Annotated in this window: 24 protein-coding genes and 2 tRNA genes; 13 read left to right on the top strand and 13 right to left on the bottom strand. The window is 70.6% G+C overall.

Going from position 1 to position 26,062, the window contains the following annotated elements; genetic code table 11:
• Positions 1-20 precede the first annotated feature (20 nt).
• Positions 21-1,280 carry a L,D-transpeptidase gene (locus GA0070620_RS15105; protein ID WP_091591357.1) on the bottom strand — a complete coding sequence of 420 codons (1,260 nt, stop codon included), beginning with the start codon at positions 1,278-1,280 and terminating at the stop codon, positions 21-23.
• 186 nt (positions 1,281-1,466) lie between these two features.
• On the opposite strand from GA0070620_RS15105, the gene GA0070620_RS15100 reads away from it, so the two are divergent.
• Positions 1,467-1,542 (top strand) — tRNA-Lys (locus GA0070620_RS15100).
• A gap of 101 nt (positions 1,543-1,643) precedes the next feature.
• On the opposite strand, the gene GA0070620_RS15095 is transcribed toward GA0070620_RS15100, so the two are convergent.
• Positions 1,644-1,946, bottom strand: coding sequence for a DUF1905 domain-containing protein (locus tag GA0070620_RS15095; protein WP_197677597.1), 303 nt, complete (start codon positions 1,944-1,946; stop codon positions 1,644-1,646).
• A 117-nt stretch (positions 1,947-2,063) separates the two neighbouring features.
• Here GA0070620_RS15095 and GA0070620_RS15090 point away from each other — a divergent pair.
• Positions 2,064-2,136 (top strand) — tRNA-Lys (locus GA0070620_RS15090).
• 413 nt (positions 2,137-2,549) lie between these two features.
• On the opposite strand, the gene GA0070620_RS15085 is transcribed toward GA0070620_RS15090, so the two are convergent.
• Positions 2,550-3,065, bottom strand: coding sequence for a cupin domain-containing protein (locus GA0070620_RS15085; RefSeq protein ID WP_091591352.1), 516 nt, complete (start codon positions 3,063-3,065; stop codon positions 2,550-2,552).
• Between the two features lie 151 nt (positions 3,066-3,216).
• Here GA0070620_RS15085 and GA0070620_RS15080 point away from each other — a divergent pair, with 151 nt between their 5' ends.
• The 4 genes from GA0070620_RS15080 (at position 3,217) to GA0070620_RS15065 (ending at position 6,028) form a co-directional block, all read left to right on the top strand.
• Positions 3,217-3,576: a winged helix-turn-helix transcriptional regulator gene (locus tag GA0070620_RS15080; protein WP_091591348.1), complete on the top strand. Its 360-nt coding sequence runs from the start codon at positions 3,217-3,219 to the stop codon at positions 3,574-3,576.
• A gap of 70 nt (positions 3,577-3,646) precedes the next feature.
• Positions 3,647-4,288, top strand: coding sequence for an SMI1/KNR4 family protein (locus tag GA0070620_RS15075; protein WP_091591345.1), 642 nt, complete (start codon positions 3,647-3,649; stop codon positions 4,286-4,288).
• Between the two features lie 19 nt (positions 4,289-4,307).
• On the top strand, positions 4,308-4,889 hold the full coding sequence (locus tag GA0070620_RS15070; protein ID WP_231922382.1) for a kinase: 582 nt from the start codon (positions 4,308-4,310) through the stop codon (positions 4,887-4,889).
• 86 nt (positions 4,890-4,975) lie between these two features.
• Complete coding sequence (locus GA0070620_RS15065; protein ID WP_157741615.1) at positions 4,976-6,028, top strand: hypothetical protein; 1,053 nt, start codon at positions 4,976-4,978, stop codon at positions 6,026-6,028.
• Between the two features lie 187 nt (positions 6,029-6,215).
• Here the strand turns inward: GA0070620_RS15065 and GA0070620_RS15060 are convergent, their stop codons facing one another.
• A complete protein-coding gene (locus GA0070620_RS15060; protein ID WP_091591336.1) occupies positions 6,216-6,569 on the bottom strand; it encodes a hypothetical protein in 354 nt (117 codons plus the stop codon).
• 221 nt (positions 6,570-6,790) lie between these two features.
• On the opposite strand from GA0070620_RS15060, the gene GA0070620_RS15055 reads away from it, so the two are divergent.
• Entirely contained in the window at positions 6,791-7,570 is a 780-nt protein-coding gene (locus GA0070620_RS15055; protein WP_091587259.1) for a transposase family protein, read from the top strand.
• A 266-nt stretch (positions 7,571-7,836) separates the two neighbouring features.
• Here the strand turns inward: GA0070620_RS15055 and GA0070620_RS15050 are convergent, their stop codons facing one another.
• The 3 genes from GA0070620_RS15050 to GA0070620_RS15040 all read right to left on the bottom strand — a co-directional run bounded on the left by GA0070620_RS15050 (position 7,837) and on the right by GA0070620_RS15040 (position 14,145).
• Positions 7,837-8,076, bottom strand: coding sequence for a hypothetical protein (locus GA0070620_RS15050; protein WP_231922381.1), 240 nt, complete (start codon positions 8,074-8,076; stop codon positions 7,837-7,839).
• A 169-nt stretch (positions 8,077-8,245) separates the two neighbouring features.
• Positions 8,246-9,736: an ATP-binding protein gene (locus tag GA0070620_RS15045; RefSeq protein WP_091591334.1), complete on the bottom strand. Its 1,491-nt coding sequence runs from the start codon at positions 9,734-9,736 to the stop codon at positions 8,246-8,248.
• Positions 9,736-14,145: a hypothetical protein gene (locus GA0070620_RS15040; RefSeq protein ID WP_157741614.1), complete on the bottom strand. Its 4,410-nt coding sequence runs from the start codon at positions 14,143-14,145 to the stop codon at positions 9,736-9,738. Before GA0070620_RS15040 ends, GA0070620_RS15045 begins: the two co-directional genes overlap by 1 nt.
• A gap of 211 nt (positions 14,146-14,356) precedes the next feature.
• On the opposite strand from GA0070620_RS15040, the gene GA0070620_RS15035 reads away from it, so the two are divergent.
• The gene (locus tag GA0070620_RS15035) at positions 14,357-14,959 is read left to right on the top strand and encodes a hypothetical protein (protein WP_091591330.1); all 603 of its coding nucleotides are present in this window, start codon (positions 14,357-14,359) and stop codon (positions 14,957-14,959) included.
• 15 nt (positions 14,960-14,974) lie between these two features.
• Here GA0070620_RS15035 and GA0070620_RS15030 read toward each other — a convergent pair whose 3' ends face one another.
• Positions 14,975-16,711 (bottom strand): NYN domain-containing protein, encoded by a 1,737-nt coding sequence (locus GA0070620_RS15030; RefSeq protein ID WP_157741613.1) that lies wholly within the window; start codon positions 16,709-16,711, stop codon positions 14,975-14,977.
• Positions 16,712-17,052: 341 nt separating this feature from the next.
• Between GA0070620_RS15030 and GA0070620_RS15025 the strand changes: the two genes are divergently transcribed.
• Positions 17,053-18,027, top strand: a complete 975-nt coding sequence (locus GA0070620_RS15025; RefSeq protein WP_091591327.1) for an NADPH:quinone reductase — start codon at positions 17,053-17,055, stop codon at positions 18,025-18,027.
• A gap of 37 nt (positions 18,028-18,064) precedes the next feature.
• On the opposite strand, the gene GA0070620_RS15020 is transcribed toward GA0070620_RS15025, so the two are convergent.
• On the bottom strand, positions 18,065-19,300 hold the full coding sequence (locus GA0070620_RS15020; RefSeq protein WP_091591325.1) for an MFS transporter: 1,236 nt from the start codon (positions 19,298-19,300) through the stop codon (positions 18,065-18,067).
• Between the two features lie 212 nt (positions 19,301-19,512).
• Here GA0070620_RS15020 and GA0070620_RS15015 point away from each other — a divergent pair, with 212 nt between their 5' ends.
• Positions 19,513-19,902, top strand: a complete 390-nt coding sequence (locus GA0070620_RS15015; protein WP_091591322.1) for a DUF2267 domain-containing protein — start codon at positions 19,513-19,515, stop codon at positions 19,900-19,902.
• A gap of 62 nt (positions 19,903-19,964) precedes the next feature.
• Positions 19,965-20,693, top strand: coding sequence for a Clp protease N-terminal domain-containing protein (locus tag GA0070620_RS15010; protein ID WP_091591320.1), 729 nt, complete (start codon positions 19,965-19,967; stop codon positions 20,691-20,693).
• Positions 20,694-20,706: 13 nt separating this feature from the next.
• Here GA0070620_RS15010 and GA0070620_RS15005 read toward each other — a convergent pair whose 3' ends face one another.
• Together GA0070620_RS15005 and GA0070620_RS15000 are read right to left on the bottom strand one after the other, a co-directional pair.
• Complete coding sequence (locus GA0070620_RS15005; RefSeq protein WP_091591317.1) at positions 20,707-21,225, bottom strand: hypothetical protein; 519 nt, start codon at positions 21,223-21,225, stop codon at positions 20,707-20,709.
• 100 nt (positions 21,226-21,325) lie between these two features.
• On the bottom strand, positions 21,326-21,517 hold the full coding sequence (locus tag GA0070620_RS15000; RefSeq protein ID WP_091598796.1) for a hypothetical protein: 192 nt from the start codon (positions 21,515-21,517) through the stop codon (positions 21,326-21,328).
• Positions 21,518-21,828: 311 nt separating this feature from the next.
• On the opposite strand from GA0070620_RS15000, the gene GA0070620_RS14995 reads away from it, so the two are divergent.
• Together GA0070620_RS14995 and GA0070620_RS14990 are read left to right on the top strand one after the other, a co-directional pair.
• A complete protein-coding gene (locus GA0070620_RS14995; protein WP_091591315.1) occupies positions 21,829-22,491 on the top strand; it encodes a GNAT family N-acetyltransferase in 663 nt (220 codons plus the stop codon).
• A 408-nt stretch (positions 22,492-22,899) separates the two neighbouring features.
• The gene (locus tag GA0070620_RS14990; RefSeq protein ID WP_197677596.1) at positions 22,900-23,217 is read left to right on the top strand and encodes an STAS domain-containing protein; all 318 of its coding nucleotides are present in this window, start codon (positions 22,900-22,902) and stop codon (positions 23,215-23,217) included.
• A gap of 24 nt (positions 23,218-23,241) precedes the next feature.
• On the opposite strand, the gene GA0070620_RS14985 is transcribed toward GA0070620_RS14990, so the two are convergent.
• On the bottom strand, positions 23,242-24,444 hold the full coding sequence (locus GA0070620_RS14985; protein WP_091591312.1) for a PP2C family protein-serine/threonine phosphatase: 1,203 nt from the start codon (positions 24,442-24,444) through the stop codon (positions 23,242-23,244).
• Positions 24,445-24,533: 89 nt separating this feature from the next.
• Positions 24,534-25,988 carry a glycoside hydrolase family 3 N-terminal domain-containing protein gene (locus GA0070620_RS14980; protein WP_091591309.1) on the bottom strand — a complete coding sequence of 485 codons (1,455 nt, stop codon included), beginning with the start codon at positions 25,986-25,988 and terminating at the stop codon, positions 24,534-24,536.
• Positions 25,989-26,062: the final 74 nt, after the last annotated feature.

Below are 26,062 nucleotides of genomic sequence, written 5' to 3'. Positions count from 1 at the left end.
GGCCGGCGCCACCGGGGCCGTCACAGTGCCGGACCGGCTCCGCCGGAGGGTACCGGCAGGGCGCTGCCCTTGACGAACTCCGACCAGCTCAGGCTCCAGGCGGTCCAGCCGTTGCCCGCGGCCAGCCGCCGCTCGGTGCCCTTGATGGTGATCGGGTCGCCGATCTTCGTCTTCGAGAACAGCCAGCGCGCGTTCGCCATCGACACGTTGACGCAGCCGTGCGAGACGTTCTGCCGACCCTGGACGTGCTCCGACCAGGGCGCCGCGTGGATGTACTCGCCGCCCCAGGTCAACCGCTGGGCGTACTCGATGTCGGTGACGTAGCGGTTCGCCGGGTCCGGGTCGTCGCGGGTGTCGAAGACCGTCTTCTCCTTCTTCTCCATCACGACGAGGGTGCCGCTGGAGGAGGGGGTGCTCCTCTTGCCGAGGCTCACCGGGAGCGTCTTGACCAGCTTGCCGCCCTCGTAGACGCTCATCTGCTTGGTGGCGTTGTCCACCTTCATCACGAAGGAGCTGCCGATCTTGCCCTTCGCCTTCCGGTCGACGTCGCCGTAGCGGCCGTTGCTCAGCGGCACGCCGGCCAGCGCGATCCGGACGTCGAGCGTGGTGCCCGGCTTCCAGTACTCCGGGGCCCGGTAGTAGGCCTGGCTGCCGTTGCTCACCCAGTGCCAGGCACCCGGCTGCGGCGGGTCGGTCCGGACGAACATCCGCTTCTGCACCGCCGCCCGGTCCTTCTTGGGGATGCCCGGGTGGAACTCGACGACCACCGGCATGGCCACGCCGTACGTCTTGTCGTCGAAGAGGTAGAGGCCCGAGCCGATCGTTGACGAGGGCTTCTTCATCGTCGTGAAGGTGCTGGTGCCCTGACTGGTCACCCCGTCGGCGCCGGTCGCGGTGACCGTGGCCGTGTAGCTGGTGCCGTACTTCAGCGGGCTGTTCGGCACCCACGACGACCCGTCGGTGCGCAGCTTCCCCTCGACCTTGCCGCCGTCGGCGGTGGTCAGGGTGACCTCGGACACCTTGCCGCCGTCCGGCACCTTGGCGCTGATCTCGGTGCTGACCGGCCTGTTCTTGGCCCCGTTCGCCGGGTTGACCGCCAGCGCCGGGCCGGCCGGCGTCGCCGGATCCGACGGGGCGGGCGCCTCGCCGCTCGCGCTCGGTGCCGTTCCGCCGACGAATGCCGGCTGCTTCTGCTCGTCGGCGCCGCAACCGGTCAACGCCAGCGACGCCGCCAGGGTCAGGACGCCCATCACCGCCCCGGCCCGCGTGAACCTGCCCATCCCCACCCCTGTTCTCGCGTACCTGGCGGACATGGTGCCGTATCCATGGGTTTCCGCAGAGCTCACGATTCGTACACGTGGAGGTTTTGAGCTATTTGCCCGATAAGCTCGCCCGAAGGGTGGAGCCGGGTATCGGATTGGAACCCCGCTCCGGGGCCGTGCTAGTGTTCTCCCCGTTGCCGACGAGCGCCGCTAGCTCAACTGGCAGAGCAGCGGACTCTTAATCCGCGGGTTCGGGGTTCGAGTCCCTGGCGGCGCACCAGCAAGCAAGGCCCTGACCCAGGTTGACGCCTGGGTCCGGGCCTTTCTTCGTTGTTGCGCCGGCACCGGGTCGGCCGGTGCCGAGCGGAGCCCGGACGAGCCTCAGAAGTCGCGGAGCTCGACGGTGACGCTCGCGATGTCGCCTGGGTCGAGCGCCTCAGCGGTGCGGATGGCGCGCTTGATCGGCAGGACGAAGCTGCCCCGTGCCCGGTCCGGAAAGATCGAGGTCGCCCAGGTGCTGCCTCCGACGGTGGCGCGTACCCGCACCGAACCGAAGCCCCGACGGGCTCCCGCAACCAGGTCGCGGATCTCCTCGGAGACCTCGACGGGGAGGGTGACGAAGGTCCAGGTCTCGCTGCGCCGTGCGTCCCACACCCACAGCTCGGCCTCGAAGTCGACGATCACGCCGCCAGGGTGCCAGCCGCCACCGACAGATCGCATCAGCTCACCGGCGACGGGCAGGGGATGGGTGCCGGAGCCGGACGTGCGGCGTCCTGCTAGCCTCCTTCGCGCTGCCGACGAGCGCCGCTAGCTCAACTGGCAGAGCAGCGGACTCTTAATCCGCGGGTTCGGGGTTCGAGTCCCTGGCGGCGCACCGTGCTCAAGGCCCTGGCCTGGCGTTCTACGTCGGCCAGGGCCTTGTCCGTATCCGGCGGTGGTGATGGTCGCTCGGCGGGTGCTCGGGAGCCGTTGGACCGGGCGTGCTCCGGCCGGGTGCGGTGCCACGCCAGTTGACGCCATGAGGGGGCAGGGAGTGAACCGCACTCCGACGGTGCCCTGCCCCCAACCGAGGTTTCGCATACACGCTGGTTCGGCTACCTCAGCGAGCGGAAGATCCGCCGCGGCGCCCACAAGAGCGTCCAGGCCCTGGCGGCGGACATCCAAGAGTGGATCGCCGACCGGAACAGCAATCCACGCCCTTACATCTGAACCAAGACCGCCGATGAGATCCACGAATCCCTCCGACTCGCCCGCACCGGCGGCTCGGTAACCACAGTTCCCGGACGCTCACTCAGGGAGAATGGTGACGTTCTGCTCGAGCAGCTCGTCCACGAGCCTGGCGTAGCGTTCCGGGCCCCACTGGGGTGGCTGTTCTCCGGGCCGGGGCTCGTCTCCGTTATCTACGAAGAACTTCTCGTGTCCGCCCGGGGTGAAGATGACCAGCATTCTGGCGTCGGTATCGCCCACGTTCTTGAACCTGTGCCGGTTGCCGCGGGGGATGAACACGAAGTCACCGGCCTCGGCCACCTGGAGTTCATCGCCGTTGAGGAATTCCAGGTGGCCCGACAGTACGTAGAACGCTTCGTCCTCGTTGCCGTGGCTGTGTGCAACCGGTCCGGCCCCGGGTGGCACGGTGGCTTCGATGAACCCGAGAGAGCCGTTGGTGTCGTCTCGGGTGACCTTGATGGTGTAGGTGTCGCCTGCGAGCCACCGGTGAGTGCCCTCGGAGCGCCGGACGAAGACACCGCCGCGAGCGGTCCACCGCGGGTCGTTCTTGTCGGGCACGGGGAACGGGAAACTCATCTGCTACTCCTTGAGTTCTTGCATGGGAGCCCGAAGGTGAGAGGGCGTCCGTATTCCGTCACGGGTCCACGATGCGGCTGACGGCGCGTCCAGACAAGCGACGGGTAAGATACTAATACTTAGTAAGTAGCAAGAGTCGGGAGACGCAGAAATGATCAACGTCCAGCCGCTGCGCCCGGAACGCAACTCGATTCACGATGACACCTGCCCGAGCTTCCAGGAGGCGCTCGATCTGGTCGGGCGTCGCTGGGCAGGCTCGATCTTGGCCGCCGCCGCTCAAGGCGCTCGCCGCTTCGGTGATTACCGCGCCGCCATCGATGGCATCTCCGACCGATTGCTGACGCAGCGCCTGAAGGAGTTCGAGGCAAACGGGCTCATCGAGCGGACCGTGATCCCCAGCACGCCCGTGCAGATCCGGTACGACCTCAGTGCGGACGGCAAGGCCTTGTTGCGGGCCCTGCAGCCGCTGACGAAATGGAGCGTCCAGCGTTCCGCTCGACGCGCACCGTAGCCCGGTCGGCCGGCCGTTACCCATATCCGGCTCGTTGAGCCGCCGCACGCCACGGTGGTTGACTACCGGCATGGCGGACAGGCGCGATGACCTGTCAACGCGGCTGGCGCAGGTGGCGGCGAAGTTGAGGACCGCGGCGTCGCGTAGCTCGCCGGTCATGTTCGGTGCCGAGGCCCACCTCTTCCGGATCGGGCCGGCGCTGTCGGAGGACGCGGTCGTCGGCTTCGAGGAGCGCCACGGGGTCAGGCTGCCGCCCGACTATCGCGGCTTCATCACCAGTGTCGGGCATGGAGGACCCGGTCGGTTCGGTGGAGCCGGGCCCTTCTACGGCCTGTTGGCGATCGATGACTGGGACTGGGCGGTGCTGGGCGACCCCGACATCACGATGTTGGCCAGGCCGTTCCCGGCCGAGCCCGGCCGGGCGTACGACGATTGGCTCGCCGAGGCGGCGCCGGGCGAGGACGACGAGCCGTACCGCGGAACGTTGGCGCTCAGCCATCAGGGCTGCGACGACCTGTCACTTCTCGTCGTCAGCGGCCCTGCCCGCGGGAGGGTTGTCGAGACCGGCCCCGCCAAGCAGGGGCCGCGCTCACGCCCGACGCGGACTTCCTCTCCTGGTACGAGCAATGGCTGGACGCCGTGCTGTCCGGCGAGCGGCACTTCCGCTGAGCGGTCAGCCGTCGATGCCCCGGCGGTCCCCGTACGGTTGTGACCGACCACGAGGAGAAGCCGTGTCCGTCGATCCCGTTGGTAGCCCGGAGACGATCCTCGTCTGCATCCGCGGCAATTCCGGCTCCGGCAAGAGCACCATCGCCCGGGAACTACGACGCCGCCACGGCCGGGGTTGCGCCCTGGTCGAGCAGGACTACCTGCGGCGCATCCTGCTGCGCGAGCGAGACAAGCCGGGGGGCGCGGCACCCGCGCTGATCGAGCAGACCGCCCGGTTCGCACTCGACCACGGCTACCACGTCGTGCTGGAGGGCATCCTGCACACCAGCCGCTACCGGTCGATCCTGACCAGCCTGCGGGACGCCCATCGGGGCCGGTCGTTGTTCTGCTACCTCGACGTGTCCCTGCCCGAGACCCTGCGCCGGCACCTGACCCGCCCCCAGGCGAGCGAGTTCACCGCCGAGCACATGAGCGGCTGGTACGCCGCCCACGACGTCCTGGGCTGGGTCGACGAGTTGGTCCTGCCGGAGACCACCACGTTCGAGGAGGCTGTCGAGACCATCGCCACGGCCGCCGGGTTGCCCCAGACCGGCCGCGACGATGACCTGCCTCCCAACCGGCCGGTAGACGGGTGGGACCGATAAGCGGAGCTGACGGCAGCTCCCGCCCTTCGCGCCGGGTGGACGCCAGCTGCGACAATTCGATGGCGTATCGGATGAAGGAGAGCTTGGTGGACCGGACGCCGGCTTTGCTGGTCGACACCTCCACCCTGCTGTCGCTGCGCCTGGACACCTTTGCCCGCGGGGGATACACGCCATCCTGGGAAGCCGCGGCCCTTGAGTGTCTTGTGCTCTTCGACCGTGTCCTGCTTGACGGGCCGACCATCCGCGCCAACCGCGAGCGGCTCCTGTGGACCACCGAGATGGGTCCCGGCTTCCAGGTCCTCGACCTGGACCCGCAGGCGGTCTCGGATCTCTACCTGCGCGGAGCCGAACTGTTCCAGCAGATGCAGGGCGAACGGCTCAGATACCTCCTGCCGCGCAGTCCTACGCCTCCCGCACTCGCCCTCGAATACCCCGGGGCCCGCTTCTCGCTGTCTACCAACTGGGACGACGTGATGTACAGCCTGGACCGCCTGCCGGAGACCCGCGCCGTGCTGCGGGCCTTCACCAAGGCGTTCGGGTGGCAGCCGCGCCTGTCCGGACACGGCCCGTTGCTGCTCATTCGGCTCTTCTACTACCTGGCATTGCAGGAGACCGTCGGCTCGGCGCTCCTGGTCGACCACAATAAGGCCTACTACGACAACTCGCCGGGGTACGGTTACGCCTCCCGCATCCTCGGCGTCTTCAGCGACCAGGTGCGTGGCGCCTACCTGGAGCGGAAGGAGAAGTGGCTGGGCTCTCCCCAGCCCACCGTGCCCGCGCCTCTGCTCGCGCAGTACCTGACGGCAACGGCCGAGCGCCGCGGCTGGAGCCTCGGCCGCGTCATCGCATGGCTGCGTGAGCAGCCCGAGGTGCACTCGTTTCGTGCCGGCATGACTGCCCTCATGGATGCCACCGAGCGGGGCGAGGCGCGCGCCATCGACGACATCATGGCCGAGCTTGATGAGGCAGCGGAGCAGTGGAGCGCGCGGCTCGGAACGCCGATTCACCGGCGCACCATTCCGGTCACGGTGGCGCTGCCGTTCGTGGAGGGACAGGTCCGCGTACCGATACCCGCGGTACCTCGCACGCCCGGCCGCAAACTGCTCGTCTTCATCAACATGCTTCTGAGCAGTGACTGAGGACGCTCGTGCGACACGGGCGGGACCACCCGGCCTCGCGGCCGGGGCTGGTGGCGCAGCGGGCATGACTCGGTTCGAACGTTTCGCGGGGCATCAACGACCGCCGGGGCCATCCGAATCAGTCATGCCCGCCAGCCCATTGCCTCAATTCATTCGAGTCGCCAGCGGAGCTGTCCGGGTTTTGCGGTCAGACGACCGTGAAACTGCGCAGGGGCGACTGGACGTTGTGGAGGTCGCCGGGCGGGACGAGATAGCTGACGCCGGTGCAGCCGGCGCCCGAGAACACCTTCAGCGTCTGGTCGGTGAGGTTCACCCAGCCCAGGAAGCCGATCGGGGTGTTGACACACGCGGTGCCGAGCGGTGCCGTGTATTCGATCGTGGCGCCGTCGAACCACTTGGACGCGTGGAGGCACACGGTGCCGTCGGCGTAGGTGCAGCTGCTGCTGGAGTCGACCGCGACCGCGGGCGTGGCGGTCACCGCGACCGCCGCGGCGCTGAGGGTGGCGAGCAGGGCGACCCGGGCGGACTTCGTTGGACGCATGCAGTCCTCCTGTAGAGATGCGTGCCGGGAGGTAGACGCTGAAGGCATTTCGCGCCTCCAACCACCTGACTAAACATTTGACTCTCCACTGAAGAGTGAGCCCTTTTCATCGTGATCGTGCTGGTCACGGCGGGTGTGGGTAACCCGGAGATCGATGAGGGCGAGGCTCCAGGTAAGACAGCAGTCGACCAAGATCCGATGCCCCGACCGGGAGCCTCGCCGTGCTGTCTTACCCCGCCACGATTCCGCTGTCCAGTCGAACCCTGAGCCACCTCGCCGAGTGCATCCGCGGCCACCGTCGGCAGCGTCGATCCCGGTGGCGGCGTCTGGACCCCGGTCGGCAAGCCCTGCTCACCCTCGCCCACCTGCGCAACGGCGACACCTACACCCGCCTCGCAGCCGGGTTCGGCATTGGCGTCACCACCGCCTGGCGCTACGTCCGCGAAGCTGTCGACCTGCTCGCCGCAGCGGCCGACGATCTGGCTACCGCGATGGAGCGCATCCGCAAGCTGGCATACGCGATCCTCGACGGCACGCTGATCCCGATCGACCGGGTCGCCGATCAGAGGCCCTACTACTCCGGGAAGCACAAGCGGCACGGCGTGAACGTGCAGGTCATCGCGGACGCTGCGGGTCGCCTGGTCTGGGCATCGGCTGCGCTGCCCGGCGCCATTCATGACCTGAGCGCCGCCCGTGTTCACGGCATCATCGACGCGCTGAGCAGCGCGGACGTGATGACGTTCGCGGACAAGGGCTACCAAGGAGCCGGCGGGAGCGTGCGCACGCCGTTCAAGCGCCACCGCTACCGGCCGAAGCTGTCCCGCCGGCAGGAGGCCGTCAACCGCGCACATGCCCGTGTCCGCGCCCGCGGCGAGCGCGCCATCGCCACGCTCAAGACCTGGAAGCTCCTGACCAAGCTGCGCTGCTGTCCCCGCCGCGCGACCGCGATCGTGCAGGCCATCCTCGTCCTGCACCGCGTCGAGACCAGCCCCTACTCATGATGAAAAGGGCTCAGTGTGTCAACGCGCCTGAGCGACTATTCAACCATGGTGCTGCGGAAAGAATCGGGAATGGCCCGCCCGACTCCGTCACCAGCGCACTTCGCCTTACCGACGTCATTCGGAACACATAACAAACGCATTTCAGAGCGTTTGGTTCAAGTGAGCTTCGTCGCATCGTCGAACATGGATCCGGCGTTCGGGTGCCGGTACGATATCCGGCGATTGTCGCTCGGGGGGGCGCTGTTTCGCGCACGCCGACCGCCCGGTCATCGACGGCTCGTCGGACCATCGTCATCGTCGGCCGACGGCCTTGGCGCCTCGTGTTGCTCGTGCTGCCGGACCTCGGCGCGATAGCGGTGCGCGGCCGGGTGCCACATCTCCTCGAACGGACCCATCACCTCGCCGCCGACGCCTCGACGGCGGGCCCGGGAGCCCAGCCACCCGAGACCGCCGGCGATGGCGGCCACGCAACCCACCACCATGAGGAACAGGAGGACGTCGAACACCAGGCCAGGCTACGTGGGCGGCGCGACCGACGGCGCCCAGGCGCGGCGGCCGGGGCGGCGTGTCACCGCGGAGCGCGCCGGTCGACGTTGCGTCGACGTCGGCACCGGCGAGACGACGTTCGGCTCCACCGTCCTCCGCGAGCCCCTGCCCGGCGACCGGCCGGTTCTGTCACGCGGTCGCGCCCAGCGCCGGGGCCGGGTGCACGTGACCCAACTTGCGGAGGATGGTGACGATCGTGGCGGCAGCCGCCTGGGCGGGGAGCCGGAACTCGGCCGGAATCGGCCGGATGTGCATCACCTCGTTGCGAGCCCGGATGAGCGCTTCGCCGCGGCGTTGCCAGACGCCTCGGCTCTCGCCGAGGACCGGCTCGAACAGGTCCCATCGCACCACGATGATCTGGAAGAGGTCGTTCGGGTTCAGATAGTCGATGGTGTCCAGCGACGAGTCGAGGGCGGGACCGTACCGGTTCTGACGGGACCGGGCGTCAGTCAGGATCTTGCTGAAGGAGGCGGGCAGCAGACGCAGACTGTCGCCGTCCGGCGCGGCCTTGGCGAGGACCGATCGGATGAGACGCCGCAGCCCCACTTCGCAGTCGAGCCACAGGCTGCGGAAGTCGCGGCCGTCGGCGATCGACAGCAGGTAGCGGCCGAACTCCTCGGAGAAGGGCACCAGCGACTTGTCGGCCGCCTCGACGACGAGACCGTAGCGAACCAGGGCGAGCGCGTCGTCGAGGGAGACATCGAGGCCGACGCCGTCGACGACCTGATAGAGCTTGTCGACGCCGGAACCACCCAGGTCGGCGTCGATGATCCGGATGAGGCGCGCGAAGAAGTCGGCGTACGCCGAGCGGACGTTCCGGTACGCCATGTCGATGTCGACCGAGCTCTCCACCAGTTCGTAGCAGAGAAGCTCCAGCAGGTACGGGTGGCGACCGGCCAACCTCGTGATCCACTCGACGTGCGGCTCCAACTCGACACCCACCGCACCGGCCCGGCGCAACATCGCACGCTGTTCGGCCGGCTCGAACAGTTTGGTGTACGTCCGTACGGCCAGGACCTGGTCGAGACAGGAACCGTTCGTCGAGCCGATCTCCAGTGTCTTCACCCGCTGCCGGGAGATCGTTACCAGGCCGGTTGACGACCAGTCCTCGGTACACAGGTCACGCAGCAGTTGGAAGTGCGCCGTCTGCACCCCGGCCAGATTGATCCGGTCGAACTCGTCGAGCACGATCAGCACCTTCAGACCACGCCGGTGGATCGTGCCGAAGAGCTTGGTGAACTGGTTCATGATGCCGTACCAGCTCGGCTCGGTTTCGAGCGCTTCGAGGGTGGTGGCCAGCCCGTCGAGGTCGCGGTTGGGGAGGGCACCGAGGGCGTTCACGGTGGCGCGCCCGATGAGCCGGAAGACGTCCTCGATGCGTTCGACCTTGCCGATCCCGACGAGCACCACGGCCAGGTCGGGTCGGACCGCGGGGACGTCGATCAGACTGCGGTAGATCAGGCTGGTCTTGCCGGTCCGGTGGTTACCGATGATCGACATGTTGGAGGGCCGGTCACCCTCGATGATGCCGCGTACCCGGGAGACGAGGTCCTCGCGTCCGACGAAGCGGTCACCCCGCGCCGGCTGGCCCACGTTCTGGTACGGGTTGACGCGGGGCATCAGGCGGCCCGCCGGCGCAGCCAGTCGTGGTAGAGGCGGACCAGGATGCGGTAGGTGCCCGCCTCCTGCACCACGACCTCACGCGCCTCGAGGTCCTCGAGGATCGACTGCACGTTCGGGACCGAACATCTCTGCCGCACGTCCTCGATCGTCGCCCGCCCGTCATTGCCGGCGACCGCCACTGCCGTGAGGACCTCGCGGACCGCCTCCGTCGCGATCGCGGTGGTGGAGGGCTCGCCGCTGGTCTCCAGGTTGTCGAAGTCGCTCGGGCCGAACTCGCCGAGCAGCCACTCCCGGATGAGTTCCACGTCGGCCTCGGTCACGAGCGGTGCCTTCGAGCTGTTCATGTGTTCCACCAGCTGATAGCAGAAACGCTGGATGTAGAAGGGGTTGCCACCGGTGAGACTCAGGATCTGTTCCTGGGCGCGTTCCCGGTACCGCGACTCGCCGTTGGGGCCGCCGATCCGGATGGGCAGGTCCATCAGCTCCTTGGCGAAGCGTGGTTCGAGGTAGTTGACCCGGTGTTTGTGGAACACGCCGAACTCGTTGGCGAACTTGTCGATGAACGACTGCATGGCGTCGACGCCCACCACGACCAGGTGGAACAGTCGCTGCTCCAGGATCGCCTTGAGCGCCTGGACGAAGGTGGCGGAGACCCGGCCCTCGGCGATCCAGTTGGCGATGAACTGGAACTCGTCCATCAGCACGATGAAGGCCCGGTCGCGCCACTCGCTGCGCCGTGCCGCCTCGGCGTTGAAACGCTCGAACACGGTGATGAAGTCGTCGACCGGGACCAGGCTTCTCAGGAACTCGTCGCGGGTCAGGTCGGCCGGCAGGAACTCGATCGGCTCGCCCAGCGCGGCGGCCCGTTCCCGGACGACGGCGTCGCCCTTGGCGAGGATCGTCCACAGCAGGATCTGCAGGGTGGCGTTGGTCTCCCCGACGCTGACCGGCGCCAGTTTCCCGATGTTGGCGACGTCGACCACCAGGAAACGGTCACCCTTCTGAAGCCGCCGGGACAGGTGCAGCCGGATGGACGACTTGCCTGCCCGCTTCTGCCCGTAGATGGCGACGCCGGCGCCCGGCCCGGTCGCGTCGACGAGTAGCGCCTCGATCTGGTCGACCAGCTCCTCGCGTCCGAAGAACATGTTCGGATCGGTGACGGTACGGCCGGCCGCACCGTCCTTGAACGGGTTGGGTCTGATCCTGGTGAAGTCGGCCTCGGACATGAGGCGCACGGCGAGCGTGGCGCTGATCCGGCCCTCCTCGTTGGTGCGGGTGCGGTACGTAACGTCGATCGGCAGGCTGAAGGCGCCGGAGGCGACCAACTCCTTGCTCAGCTCCACCAGGATCGAGGAGATCTTGGCGTCTCCGCCGCGTACGGTCGGCACCGACTTGACGTCCAGCACCTTGATGCCCTCGGCCGCGGCGGCGAGATTGACGACGAGCTCGGGCGACTCCACGGGGGCGCAACTCGGCTCGTTGTAGAGCTTTACCTGCACCGTGATCCGGTTGTGTCCGTCCGGGGTGTACTCGACCAGGGCGAGCGACAGCGACGGGTCGGGCTTGTGATCGGCGTAGAGCCGCTCCAGCGTGCGGTCGACCTGGGCAAGGGTCCGGGAGGCGATGGGCAGGAGGTTGCGCACGGCCAGCCGGGTCGGTGCCGCCCGCACCAGATCGGCGAAGTCTCTCATCGCGCCCTGGACCTGGAGGTAGCGGAACTCGCGCTCCTCGAATCCGTGCTCCTTGAGCCCCAGCTGGAGCAGCCGGAAGTTTGTCTGCAGCTTGCGGCAGGCCCCCCGATCGACCGCCAGCGCGACGGTGCGCTCGTTGTGCAGGTTGTCGAGCACAGTGGAGGCGCGGTCCAGACTGACCTCGCCGACCTCCAGGCCGTGCAGAAGTCGCAGCTGCTGTTCGATTTCGTCACGATCGGACTGCCGGCGCAGGCCTGCCTCCCGCCACGCCTCGATGACCCGTTCGGTGGTCACGTCCGGGGACCGGAGACCCAGGAACTCGGCCAGGTGCCGGCGGGCCTCCCGGGCCAGCGAGGGGACGTGCTCGATCGCCCGGATCGCCGACTCGGACGCGAACCGGGTGCGGGCCGCGAGCTCGTCGACCGCGTCGAAGAGCTGCTGGACACTCTGCTCGGGGACCTCGCGGAGGTCGTCGGCGAGAGCCGCGCCGACCTCGGCCGCCGACAGGCTCGTGTTGCCGCCCCGGTCGTGGGACACGGTGAGCGCCTCCGGGCTGTCGAAGATCGACCGGAGGTAGCGCTGCAGGGCGTTCCAGTACTCCTGCATGGTCGGCTGCCGCAGTTGGTCGGCCACGGCCAGGGCCTCGAAGTAGATCTCGCGGGCCACCTCGGCGTTGGTCGAGAGCATCGTGTCGCCGAGCGCGGTGAGGCCGCGCAGCAGCAGGTCGAAGAACGCCTGGGCGTTTCGCTCCGAGGTCTCGGATCCGCCACCGTCGACGGTGGAGACCTCAAGCTCGATCTTCGCCGCCGAGATGTACGCGTCGTACCGCTCGCGGCTGCGCTTGTTCCGTGCTTCCTGCGCGCGGGTGCGGAGGTAGCGGATGTCGTTCGCGGCGAATCGGCGCTGCTGCCGGATGCCGTCGGCGGCCTCCGCGAAGTTGTCGAGGATGTACTGGCCGAAGTCGGAGATCGCCTCGAACCGGATGTCGGAGATGCGGCGGACGAGCATGTCCAGGTCGGCGGTGCTGCCGCCCTCGCGCATCTGCCGGATCTTGTCGAAGATCTCCAGGGCCTGTGCGTCATCCTTGCTGCGCAGCTCCTCGATCTCCTCCTCGGCCCGGTCCAGGTCGCCGGGCTGGTCACGGCGCATCAGGGCGATGGCGTAAGTGCGGCGAGCCGAGGCCTCCGACGGCGCGACGCGCAGCAGCTCCTCCGCATACCACGTGGCGTCCTGCGACAGGCTGAGCTTGGCCTGACAGATCCGCCGCAGCACCACCTTCTTCTGCCCGAGCTCCAGGTGCCCCGCCAGCATCGGTTCCAGCAGCCGCAACGCGTCCTCGTACCGTTGGGCGCCGATGTAGAAGTCGATGAGGATCTGGTCCAGCGAGGCGCTCGGCGGCAGCCGGTCGGCGAACTCCTCCTCGATCACCCGTAGCGCGGCCTCGGGCCCGTCGACCCTCCGCGTCAGCCACGCCAGGTCCTTGATCGCGCTCTCCACGTTGATGTTCTTGCGGATCGCCTCCCGGTACGCCTCCTTCGCCCGCTCCAGGTCCTTGGCGCGATGCTCCAGATGCTTGGCCTGGTCGTACTCGTTCCGCTCCTTCCGCCGCTGGCGGGTGGCCGGCTTGACCGCCGGCTGCGGCATCGACCGGAGCGTGGGTAGCACCGGAGTCCTGGCCATGACGGTCTTCGGCGTGATCCGCGCCGGCATGTCCGGGGTCGGCAGTGCCGGCAGCACCACCTGGGAGACGGCGGCCGAGGGGCCTTCCATCAACATCGCCACGACACGTGCGGCGAGGTCGGTGTCACCGGCATCGGTGGCCAGACTGTGACACGCCTCGAGGATCGACCGTCGCGCCTGCGGCGTCGCCTCGGCCTCGGGGCGGACCAGGTGGAGCAGGCGGGCCGCGCCCAGCCGCTCCGACAGCGCGAGCAGTGCCCACCAGGCGTCCGGGTCGTCCTGCGGCGTGGTGCCGTCGAGATAGCGGAGCAGGCCCTGCTGGGCCAACTCCTCGCGATCGGCCCGCAGTGCCGCGATCGCCGTGTCGAGCCACCAGTAGGGCGCGACGTCGGGCACGATGAGCGCCGCACTCAGGTAGCGGTCGCTGGCCGTCGCGAGGTTCCCCGCCATGTGGTGCAAATAGCCGGCGAGTCGGAAGGCCGAGCTCGAATGCGGCTCGCCGACCAGGAGCTGGTCCATCTCCGAGGCCATGCCGGCGCAGCGGCCGAAGCGCGGGTCGAGCTCCTTCACCCGTACGGCGTACTCGAACTGCTGCTTGATCCGGTTCAGCGCCTCCTCGTGGGCGCGTAGGTTGAGCAGTTCGTCGTTGGCGTAGGCGACGAAGTCCGGCGCGGCCAACGGACGCTGCATGATGATCGTCGTCGCGCCTGACGGCACGATCAGACGCGGGATGACCGGGGGTGCCTCCGACGTGGCCGCGGCCGACCCGGTGCGGGCCGGCGGCGTGGGCACCGGTCGGGGTGGCTGCCCCCCGGTCACCGGGGTGGCCGGGGGGACCGTCTGCCGCTGGCCGGTCGTCACGGTGATGATGCTGGCGAGCGCGACGGCGTGCTTCGCCCCGGTGCCCTGCTCCTCGACGACGAGGTGGCTCGTGCTCAGCGTGGCCAGCGTCCCGCTGACCTGGTGGCCGGTCGTCTGCTGCACGTGGACGAAGTCGCCTACCCGGGCAACCGCCTGAACAAGGTCAAGATCCACCTTTGTCCTCATTGCTCTCGGGGGCGGATTGCCAGCGAACGCCCGAAACTCGCAGGGCGCGTTCGGGTATCCGAGGCTACGCGGACGTGAATCCCCGCGGCTATAGTCGAACGGGCGATTCGGTTCCGTCAATCGGACCCGGACGGCCAGGTTTGGCGTGCGACCGAATCACCGATTGCGGCGGTCAATATAGCGGTTCTAGGATGTTGCGGTGAAGTCGGTCGACTGGCCTCTGGCAATTTCGGCGGCCGCCTTGTTGATCTCCGTGTGTGGCACGGTGGTGGCGATCTGGCAGACCCGTATCGCCCGGCGGGCGGCGGAACTCTCCAGCAAGGCCGCCGACGCGAGCGCCGCGCAGGCCGTCGCCGCGATTCGGCAGGCGAATCTGTTGGAGCGGCAGTTTTCCGCCGAGGCGGACGACCGCGCGCGGCGCGACGCCCCGGAATTCACCATCGAATTCGCTGACGAAGGCGAGTGGGGTACCTGGCGGTCCGGTGCTGGTCGCCGCCAATTCACCGTGATATCGCAGCGGAACAACCCGTCGGTCCGGGAGTGGGTGAAGCGGCGGCAACTGGTCGTCGGGCACCGGCGTGGTCCCGCGGTGCGGACCTCGATCACCTTGGACGGTCAGCGCCCGCCGGACGCCGAACTGCTCGATCCCGGGCCGTTCGACATGGCGGTGGGCGCCAGCCAGCGGATCCCTCTGGTCACGACGCACGCTCTCGAAGGTGGGGAGCTGACGGTGGTGATCACCAGCGAGGAGTTGTCCGGGCCGGGCCGGCGCTGGGTCAGCCGGCGGGCGTTGGCCCTCTGAGGCCGCCGATCCGGTTCAGGAGATCCGTTCGAGCCACGGCGTGCGCTTGAGGCGGACCGTGGGCTCGTTGCCCGAGGGGCGCTCCATCAGCCCGGACCGGCGCAGCACCCGCAGGAACCGCTGGCGGTCACGGTTGTCGTAGCCGAAGAGCACCTGGCCGCCGACGTGTTCGTCCCGTTCGCGCATCAGGGCGAGTACCTCGTGCTCGGGCGCCGCGGCGCCCGCCCGGTCCCGCAGGAGGCTGCCGAGGGTACGCAGGGCGCTGGTGACCGATTGGGCGACCGGGTGGGCCTCGATCACCGCCAGCGCGTAGCCGTCCGAGCCCGCGGGAATCGCGTCGATGACGCCGATGCGGCGGGCGTAGTCGATGACGGCCTGCGCGGCCTTGCCGCCCTTGCGGTCGATGTCGGAGGCGATCGGGGTCGACCGGAGGTCCTGGAACAGTCGATCGCGCGAGACGCCCTCGGTGTGGTCGGCGAACGCCCGCCGATTGATCTCGCAGATCACCCGCCAGAGCGGTTCCAGGAGCCCGTCGGCCGACCACTCCAGGCGCGACTCGAACCGGCCGTCCGACCGTTCGAGCAGCCAGCCCACGTCCTTCATCGCGCCGATGACCCGGGCGAGGCGGCGGCCGTCGTCGGTGGCGAACCGGCCCACGCCGAGATCTCCGATGGTGGGCGGCCGTGCGGCGTTGCCGGTCCGCCGTAGCACCCAGTCGGCGTCCTCGATGACCTCACGCACGGTCGACGACGCGAAGTTCAGAGTGGTGCGTCGCAGCACCGCGGGCCGGTTGCCGGTCTCCCGCTTCGCCGGGATCGCCACCTTGCGGCTGTCGACCCGCGCGAACTGCTGCAGACACGCCGTGTGCTCCACCTCCTGGTCGCCCGGCTGAAGCAGGCCCCAGTCGGTGAGCATCCGGATGTTGCGCGTCTGGTCGCCGCCGAGCACACCGCCCTCCAGGCACACGCGGTAGAGGCCCAGCACACGCGTCGCCGCGGCGTCGACGTCGGACTCCGGCAGCGGCTTGATGTCCAGGACGTCCGTCAGCGACAGCAGCCTGACGTTCTGCTGAGCAGCGATGCGCCGGTACTCCGGCGAGAGCGTGCGTGTCGAGGCGACGACGAGGATGACATCGGCCCGGGCGTCGATCATCCGGTCGACGAGCGGAATGAAATCCTGGTCGCCGGTGGCGAGCAGGAACAGCCCGGGGGCGCCGCCCGGCGCGTGAATGTGGTCCATCGCCAGCACCGCGAGAACGAGGTCGGCCTGCTCCTTCGCGGTGCGCGTCTTGTGGAAACGGGCGATCAACGTGTTGGTGATGGCGTCCTCGACGCTGGGCGCGAACCGCTCACCCACGAAGTGGGCACGCACCAGCTCGGTGGAGCCGTGCCGGGCGCACTCGTCACGTGCGATCTTGATCAGATCGCCGACCAGATCAGAACCGAAGGACAGGCGCTGATTCTTCAGGTGAATGCTGAGATTGAGCCAGTCAACCAGCAGAACCGCTTCGTTGGTCGTCATCAGCACACCATTCCGGTCACGAAGAGAGGTAGCGCGAAAATTCTCGACCAGGATGCGCGGAAACGAAATCCTACAATCGGTTGATCTGGATGTGACCGTGGATGGGTCAATCGGGGAGCGTGCGCGGAATGGCGCATTAAGAAAAGTAAGCCCCGATGGGAATCGAGGCTTACTCGGGGATTCAGGCTGGATCGTGCTTGTTGGTGACCGACATCGTCGGTCGCAATCCACCAGCCGCCCTCAGTCCTTGCCACGGTACGCCGCGCCGCTGCCGGCGTCAACGCGCCAGCAGTGCACGTGTCGTCACGGGCACACCCGACGTGCAGCGGCTGGGTGCGTGGGCCGCACCCGGACAACCCGCCGATCGGCTGCTCACGGCACGCGACTCCGCCCGGCGACACGCGGTGAAGCGGCAATCCCGGCCCTGCGGGCTGACGGATTTCCGACTGCCGTCGAAGCACATCAGAAAGTGGGCCGCGACTGTCCCCGAGATCATCGCACCGATGTTTGTGTGCTTATCGGCCCAACCCATCTCGCGGCCGGGGCGACAGCCGCGCCGCGAGAATGAGGTCATGCGAGCCGCGTACATCGAAGGGCCCGGGTCCGCCGCCGACATCCGCTTCGGTGACCTGCCGGCGCCGCGTCCCGGCCCGACGGACGTCCTGGTCGACGTGATCGCGACGACCGTCAACCCGGTCGACACCTTCGTCCGCTCGGGGGCCTTTCCCACGCCGCTGCCGCTGCCCTTCGTCGTCGGCCGGGACCTGGTCGGCCGGGTGGCCGAGGCGGGACCGGGCGCCGCCGGCCTCCGCGCCGGAGACCTGGTCTGGTGCAACAGCCTGGGGTACGACGGGCGGCAGGGCAGCGCCGCCGAACAGGCGGTCGTGCCGGCGGCCCGGCTGTACCGGCTGCCCGTCGGGGTCGACCCGGGCGAGGCGGTGACCGTGCTTCATCCGGCGGCCACGGCGTACCTCGCGTTGTTCGTGCACGGCCGGCTGCGGCCCGGGGAGACCGTGCTGGTGGCGGGTGGCGCGGGCAACGTCGGTACGGCGTTGGTGGCGCTCGCCGCCACGGCCGGCGCGCGGGTCGTGGTGACCGCGTCGACAGCCGACCACGACCACTGCCGGCGCAACGGTGCCGCGGTGACGCTGGACTACCGCGCGCCCGATCTCGCCGACCGGTTGCGTGCGGCGTGCCCCGATGGCGTCGACGTCTACCTGGACACGGCCGGACGCAACGAGCTGGAGTGGGTGGTCGACCTGCTGGCCCTGCGCGGACGGGTCGTGGTGCTCGCCGGGGGCGCCCACCGGCCGGCGCTGCCGGTGGCCGAGCTGTACCGCAACGACCGGTCCGTCGTCGGTTTCGTCATCTCCCACGCCACCGTCCCGGAGCTGGCGGAGGCGGCCCGCACGGTGAACCGGCTGCTCACCGCGGGGCGGCTCGCCGCGCGGGGAACGGTCGAGCTGCCGTTGTCGGAGATGGGGGAGGCGCACCGCATGCTCGAAGCAGGCGAGCTGCGGGGCCGGCGGGTGGTGGTCCGGCCCTGACGGCCGATTCGCGTCGCGGCCGCGACGCGACGAGTGGCTACGCGGGCGCTCTGCGGATGGCGCCGCGCAGCCCGAGCAGGGCGATCAGGGCCAGCGCGATGACGAAGTAGGTGTACTCGTCGGCGGTGCGCGGCAGCCCGCCGCCGTGGACCACGAGGTATCCGGCGATCACGGCGGGCAGGCCGAGGCCGAGGTAGCAGATGATGTAGACCAGGGACAGCACGCTGGCGCGCTCGTGTGCCTCGACCAGCGGCATGACGGTCTTGAGGCTGCCCTGGAAGGCGCCACCGAAACCGATGCCGCCGAGCGCGATGCCGAGGAAGAAGGTGACCACGGAGTCCCGGTTCACCGCGAACATCGTGACGACCATGCCCACGACGAGGGCGGCGATCCCGGTGAGCATCAGGGTCCGGGCGGTGGCGTCGCGCATCACGAGGACGGTGATGGACGAGACGATCGCCAGGACGAAGAGCGCCACCCCACCGAAGACGACCGACATGGGGCCGAGCACGCGGACGAGGGCCGGCCCGAGCGCGCCGAAGAAGCCGGCCAGCGACCAGCCGGCGAAGAGCACCGGGGCGACCACGAGCACCGGGCCGCGTACGGAGCGGGGCAGCTTGATCTCCGGCCGCAGGCTGGCCAGCGCGCCCCCCATCGGGGTGACCGTCTCCCGCATCAGGACCACGCCGAACGCCTGGATCAGCAGGACCACCAGCAGCACGACGTAGACCAGGCGGGTCGGCGCGGGCAGGAACTGGACGAACAGGCCGGAGAGGAGGGCGCCGGTGCCGGTGCCGATGCCCGGGGCGATGGCGTTCGTCAGAGTGCCGCGTGCGCGGTTCACGTCCAGCATGGCGGCGCCGATGGCGCCGGTGGCGGCACCGGCGGCGAGCCCCTGCACGACACGGGCGGTGAGCAGCGCGGGTACGCCGTTGGCGAAGATGAAGACGATCAGGGAGATCATCTGGACCGCGATCGCCACCAGGAGGACGGGCCGCCGCCCGACGTGGTCGGAGAGCTTGCCGACGGTCAGCAGGGTGCCCAGCACCGCGATGGCGTAGATGCCGAAGATCACCGTAGTGGTGATCGGCGAGAAGTGCCAGTGCGCCTGGTAGATGCCGTAGAGGGGCGTCGGGGCGGACGAGGACGCCAGGAAGGACACCAGGATCGAGGCGAGCAGGAACAGGGCGACGTTCGGCGAGAGGCGGCCCCGCCGCCCGGTCGCCTTCTCCGCGCCGGTAGGGCCGGCGCCGGCGGTGCTGTCGCTACCCATGTCGGTGCTCCTCGGATGAACTGCGGCTGCTGTCCCGTACCGGAATCGGGCGGGGTAGTCGCCGCGGAGTACCCAATGCGTCGCGTCACACGCGGGCGATGCCGCGCCCGGCCAGCGCGCCGTCACCGACTCGGTGTCGGCGGCCGGGTCGCGTCGTTTGCGGCCCCGGGGGGCGGGTAGCCACGCTTCTCCTATCCGGGAAGGGCGGGGGCATGGCCGAGCTGAAGTTCTTCGACAAGGTGGCGGCCCGGGCGGGCGTGCCGGACGACACAGCGCGGTCGCTGACGGAGGCGACCCTGCGGACCCTCGCGGAGCGGATCAGCGGGGGCCAGGCCGCGGAGCTGGCCGACCACGTGGCGCACGAGCTGCGTCCGCTGCTGGCCCGCGCCGACGTCGAGGAGCCCGACGTCTTCGCGTACGACGAGTTCGTGCGCCGGGTGGCCGAGCGGGCGGGGGTCGGGCCGAGCCTGGCCGAGCGGGGTGCGGGCGCCGTGCTGCAGACCCTGCACCGGGTGGTGGGGCACCGCGAATTCGAGCAGGCGATGGCGCAGCTGCCGACGGAGATCCAGGCCCTGGCCCAGCCCGTGCCGCAGAACCCCTGACCCACACGACTCGCGTCAACCGATGGTTGACGTCGGCGGCGACGTCAACCTATGGTTGACGCATGACGAATCCCCCGACCAACCCCGTACGGCTGGACGACCTGATCCAGGCGATCAAGTCGGCCCACACCGAGCCGCTCGACCAGCTCACCGACGCGGTGATCGCGGCCGACCACCTCGGCGAGGTCGCCGACCACCTCATCGGCCACTTCGTCGACCAGGCTCGCCGGGCCGGCGCGTCGTGGACCGACATCGGCAAGAGCATGGGCGTCACGAAGCAGGCCGCGCAGAAGCGGTTCGTGTCCCGGCCGGCGGAGACGCCGCTCGACCCGAGGGACGGCTTCAGCCGCTTCACCCCGCGCGCCCGCAACGTGGTGATGGCGGCACAGAACGAGGCGCGGGCCACCGGACACGCCGAGATCCGTCCCGAGCACCTGGTGCTGGGCCTGCTCAGCGAGCCGGAGGCGCTCGCCGCCAAGGCGATCGTCGCCCAGGGCGTGTCGCTCGACCGGGTGCGCGAGGTCGCCACGGCCGTGCTGCCGCCGCCGACGACCGGCGAGGTGCCGGAGCTCATCCCGTACGACGCGCCGGCCCGCAAGGCCCTGGAGCTGACCTTCCGCGAGGCGCTGCGGCTGGGGCACAACTACATCGGGACCGAGCACATCCTGCTCGCCCTGCTCGAACTGGGCGACGGAACGGGTGTGCTCGCCGGTCTCGGCGTCGACAAGGCCGCCGCCGAGACCCAACTCCTCGAGACGCTGAAGGCCGCCGCCTTCCGCGAGCAGGACTGAGCCGGGCGGCGGCTCAGGACGCCGTGGGGAAGCCGTAACGCGCCGCGTGCTCCGGGTCGGCCGGGTCGACCTGCCGGAGGCCGGCATCGGCGAGGCGCTTGTTGACCTCGTCCAGACGCTCGCGCACCAGCTGGGCCTCCTCCTCGGTCACCCGGCCGCGGTGCGGCTTCCCCGCGTGCTCGATGGTCGCGTAGTCGACCCGCTCCGCGGCCTTGCGGGCCTTCGGCGGGCGCACCCGCTCGGCGGTCTTCAACAGCTGCGCCATGGGCACGTCGGTCGCCATCGCGTCGAACTCGCTGGCGGTGAGCACCACCCGGCGCGGCTCGCCGCCGCCGTGCCGGTCGTGGATCTCGACCACGGCCACGTCCAGCGCGGCGTCGTCGATGCTCTCCACCTCGACCGGTGTGGCGTCCAGTTGCACGGGCCCGGCCACCAGGTCAGGGTGCTCCAGCACGACGACGCGGACCACCTCGTCGTCGGCTTGCAGGACCGTGCCACTGAAGTCGGAGACGTGGATCGTCTTCTTGCCCATGCGCGGAGCTTCTCCTGTCGTCGGCCGGGATTCCGGACCAGAAGACGTTACCCGACAGGTGTGCGAAAGCCCCTGGTGACCGCCCGGGTGTGTCGCGTGGTCAGCGGCTGCCCAGGCCGCGCCGGGCGGAGGCGCCGGCGGGCAGGCGGTTCACCTCGGCCCAGCTCAGCGCGGTGCCGTCGGCGGCGCGGGCCCCGTGGTGCGGCGGCTGGGCCGGGAACCGTCCGGGGTCGGGGAAGCGCCGGAGTCGCGCGGTGTCCTGCTGGTACCGGTCATTCGGCTGAATCGGCATGACCATACCGTCCCAAAGAAAGTTGTCCATGTATGGAAATAGGTGTGACGCGATGTCTCGGCGCTCGGTTCCGTTGACTGCGCAGGGAATTCGCACCGTGAGTGGTCTTCGCGTCCGTACCCGACCGGCGCCGTCGCCAACCCTCGGTGGCGGGTGACCCGGAACCGGCGACACCGGCGAGGAGGGATCCGCCCGTCCGGTCCGCGCACCTCGCGTACGGTGATCGGCGACGACGCCCGGCGGAGCCGGACGCCCGCGACGGACCGTGCGGGCCGACGGTGCCGGGGCGAGGGGACCGCGGAGGTGACGGGGTGCTCGACCGGCGGCTCCACCTGCACCTGGCGACCTGGCTGGGACAGTGGCCGGCCGGCCCCGGGCTGCACGTCGTCGCGTCGTGGCGGCGCGCGCAACCGGCGTGGGACGGGCGGCTGCGGCCCGCGATCGCGGTGGGCACCGGGCACAGCACCGTGCTCTCCGTGCCGCCGGAACGGGCCGAGGCGGTCCGCGCGCTCACCGACCGGCCCGTGGACCAACTGATCCCGGCGCTGCCCGCAACCGTCGGCCTGCCCGACTGGCCCACCCACGACGGCGCGTTCCGCTGGAGCCTCGCCCCGGCCCCGCTGGCCGACGTGGGAAAGTGGACCGCGCCCACGGCGCCGGACCTGCCCGCGTGGCTACGGCTCTTCGACCGCGAGGTGCTGCTGGTGCGCGATCCCGACGGTCGCTACCTGGCGGGCGTCGGGATCAAGCGGCACGACGCGCACGGCCACGAGTTGGCTGTCGGCACCGTGCCGGCGGCCCGGGGTCGTGGCCTGGCCCGCCGGTTGGTCGCGCAGGCCGCCCGGCGAGTGCTCGACGAGGGCGCGGTGCCGACGTACCTGCACGACCGGCGCAACGTCGCGTCCGCCCGGGTCGCCGACGCCGCGGGCTTCCCGGACCGCGGTTGGCGCTCCTTCGGCGTGTACCCCGCCTGAACGTCCACCGCACAGCGCGGACCGTGGATCCCGGGCCGGATCCACGGTCCGCAGCCTCCCCCAGGTCCCCGTGCGCGCGACCGGCGAACAAGGCGCCGGTCGCGTCTCCTGCCGATCACGCTACGTATCGAAGGGTCTCGGGGCAAGATGCGCCGGGCCGGACCGGTGTGTCGAATAGTGGACTTGACCTGCTGCGAAGCCCGCCCGCACCGGTGGCGGATGCCGGTGACACAGCGTGCGGGGGTGAGGTGGGCGCTGGGTCGTCGGACCGGAGGCGCACGCAGGACGCTCCCCTCTGCGCGGGTCGTGTTCTGCCGGTATGGTCGAACGGCGCCCAATGCGCAATCTTCTTCCAGTGCCGGAGGGCGGCCGATGGACGTTCGTCTGTGGGACGCGGGAGCGGGTCGTGTGACCCTGCGTCCCGTCGGCGAGATCGACCTCGCCACCGCGGACGCGCTCGACGCCGCCCTGGCCGACGCGCTGGGCCGGCCCGGCATCACGGAGGTCGTCGTCGACCTGGCCGACGTCGGCTTCCTGGACTCCAGCGGGATCCGGGTCCTGGTCGGCGCGGCCGCCGCCGCCCGGCGCGCCGCCGCCACCCTGCGGGTGGTCGACCCGCAGCCGGTGGTCGCGCGGGTGCTGCGGATCACCGCGGTCGGCGGGCTCCTCGGGCTCTCCCCGGGCGGCCCGCCGGCGGCCGTCCGCGGCTTCCGCGGCCTGGACTAGGGACCCGCGCGCCCGGGCGACCGGTCACGGCTGCACCCGGTCCGACGCCTCGGGCGACCACTCGACCAGCAGGAGCGTGGCGTCGTCGCGCAGCGGGCCACCCCGGTGCTCGCCCACCGCCTGACCGAGCCGGCGCAGCGTCTCGGGAGTGGGCAGGCCCGAGCGGATGTGCCGCTCCGCGAGGTCGGCCAGCCGACCGAGTCCGAACATCTCGCCCGTGGCGTCGCGGGCCTCGGTCACACCGTCGGTGTGCAGCAGCAGCCGGTCGCCGGGCTCCAGCCGGACCCGGGCCACCTCCTGCCGTTCGCGGGACAGACCGAGCGGGAGGCGGCGGCCACCCTCCAGCGCCCGCACCGTCCGCCCGCCCCGCAGCAGCAGCGGCGACGGATGCCCGGCGTTGACGTAGCTCAGCAGGCCGTCCCGCAGGTCGAACTCGGCGAACACCCCGGTGACGAACCGGGCGTCGCGAAACTCGCCGCGGATCGCCGCGTCCGCCGCCTCGGCCGCCGCGGTGAGCCCGCCACCCGCGCGGCGTGCCGCCCGGGTGGCCGCCAGCGCGACCGCGGTGGTGAGCACCGCGGGCAGGCCGTGGCCGACCCCGTCGAGGATGGCCAGCGTGATCGTGTCCCCGTTCAGCGTGTAGTCGAAGGCGTCCCCACCGACCTCGTAACAGGGCTCCAGGAGTGCACTGACCGTCACTTCCTCGGTCGCGAACGTCAACGGCGGCAGCAGTTGCCAGAGCAGCTCGGCGGAGACGTCCATCGGGCGACTGCGGCGGGCGCGGTGCAGGCCGTCGCCGTACGAGGTCTTGCTGGTCACCAGGTGGCCGATCGTCCCGGCGATCAGCCGGCAGCCGTCGCGCAGCGCCGGGTCGGCGAGATCGACGCCGGCCGGGGGGAAGACCTCCAGCAGGCCGAGCCGGTCGGTGCCGTCGACCACCGGCACCCACAGCCGGGGTGGCGGCCCCTGCCCGGCATGCGACTCCACCTGGGTGAAGGCGCGGCCGGCGAGGCTGGTGTCGATGGGCAACGCCTCCGGTACCGGTCGACCGGAACCCGGCAGCGGGCGCAGGTCGCGCTGCTCGACGTCGACCAGGTAGATGGTGACCGTCACCCCCAGCGGCGCGAGCGCCGCGTCGATCGCGGCCGTCAGGGCGTCGGGTGGCATCCGGTGCGACCGGGCGAGCAGGTCGGCCAAGGCCCGGTGCCAGGGTTCGGTGGCGGTCATGCCGACCGGTTACCCCGACCGGGCTGACCGAAGCCGGGGTGGGCCGTACCGTCCGGGTGAGCGGCCCTGATCCCGACGGCCGGGGGCGGTCAGCCGGCCAGGCCGAGCGCCTCGGCGGCGGCGCGCCCGTTGGCGTGGCTTGCCCCGTACGTGGTGACGAAGGCGCGTACGCCGGTCGGCCGCCACTGCGCCGGCCATCCCATCTCCACCACCGTCACGGCGTGCCGGGCGGCGAGCGCGCCGACCAACTCGGGACCCCCCGACAGCCGGTGCAGGTGCCGGCCCACGAGCACGATGGGCCGCTCGCCGGCCAACCGGCGCAGGGACTCCGGGTCGGCCTCGGCGGCGACCACCCGGACCTCCTCCACGTCGGCCAGGTGCGGGCCCAGGCCCCAGGGCACCCGACCCTCGGCCATCGTCGAGGCGGCGTACAACTGCACGACGAGGGGACGGCCCAGCTCGCCGAGGACGCCCTCGACGCGCACCGCGCGGCGCGCGGCCGCGTACCCCAGGTCGGTGTCGCCCTCGGTGGGTGCCCGGCCGGCGCCCCGGGTCCAGGCGGCGAGCGCCGCGGCGCGCCCGGCGGCCTCTTCGACGCGGGCGCGGTCCAGCCGGCCGTCGTCGAGCGCCGCCACGATCTCGGCGGCGACCTGCTCGATCAGATCGGCGTCGACCTTCGCGCCGATGCAGAGCAGGTCCGCGCCGGCGGCCAGGGCCCGGACGGCGGCCGGCCCGATCCCACCGGCGGCGACCGCGGCACCCTTCATCTCCAGGGCGTCGGTGATCACGGCGCCGGTGAAGCCGACCTCGGTGCGCAGGAGGTCGACCAGGACGGCCCGGCTGAAGGTGGCCGGACCGTCGGCGGTCAGCGCCGGTACCCGGATGTGCGCGGTCATCACCGCCTGGGCGCCGGCGGCCACGACGGCGGCGAACGGCGGCAGGTCGCGCCGGCGCAGCAGGTCGAGCGGGACGTCCACGGTGGGCAGTTCGTGGTGGGAGTCGGCGACGGTGGCCCCGTGCCCGGGGAAGTGCTTCGCGCAGGCCGCGACACCGGTCGACTGGAGCCCGGCCACGGCCGCGGCGGAGTGGGCGGCCACCCGGACCGGGTCGGCGCCGAACGAGCGGGTGCCGATCACCGGGTTCTCGTCGGCGGTGTTCACGTCGACCGTGGGGGCGAGGTTGACGGTGACGCCGAGCGCGGCCAGTTCGCCGCCGATCGCCTCGTAGACGCGGCGGGTCAGGGCCACGTCGCCGATGGCGCCCAGGGCGGCGTTGCCCGGGTACGGGCTGCCCGTGGCGTGCGCCAACCGGGTCACGTCACCGCCCTCCTCGTCGATGGCGATCACCACGTCGGGCCGCCCCTGCCGCAGCGCGGCGGTGGTCGCCGCGACCTGTGCCGGGTCGTGCACGTTGGTGCCGAAGAGGGTGTGCCCGGCGAGACCGTCGGCCACCAGGTCGACCGCCCAGTCCGGCGGAACCGGCCCCGGGTACGCACCCAGCAGCGTGCCCAGCGCGAGCCGGCGCAGTCCTGGATCCAGCCCCACGGTGATCGTCCCCTCTCTGGTGCCCACGGCACGGGTGTCCGGTCCGGTCCCCGGCCGTCCCGGTCGCGCAGGGC

Source organism: Micromonospora krabiensis, assembly GCF_900091425.1.
GTDB lineage: Bacteria > Actinomycetota > Actinomycetes > Mycobacteriales > Micromonosporaceae > Micromonospora > Micromonospora krabiensis.
The sequence above is the reverse complement of the archived record's forward strand: the minus strand, read 5'-3'. Positions and strand labels throughout refer to the sequence as shown.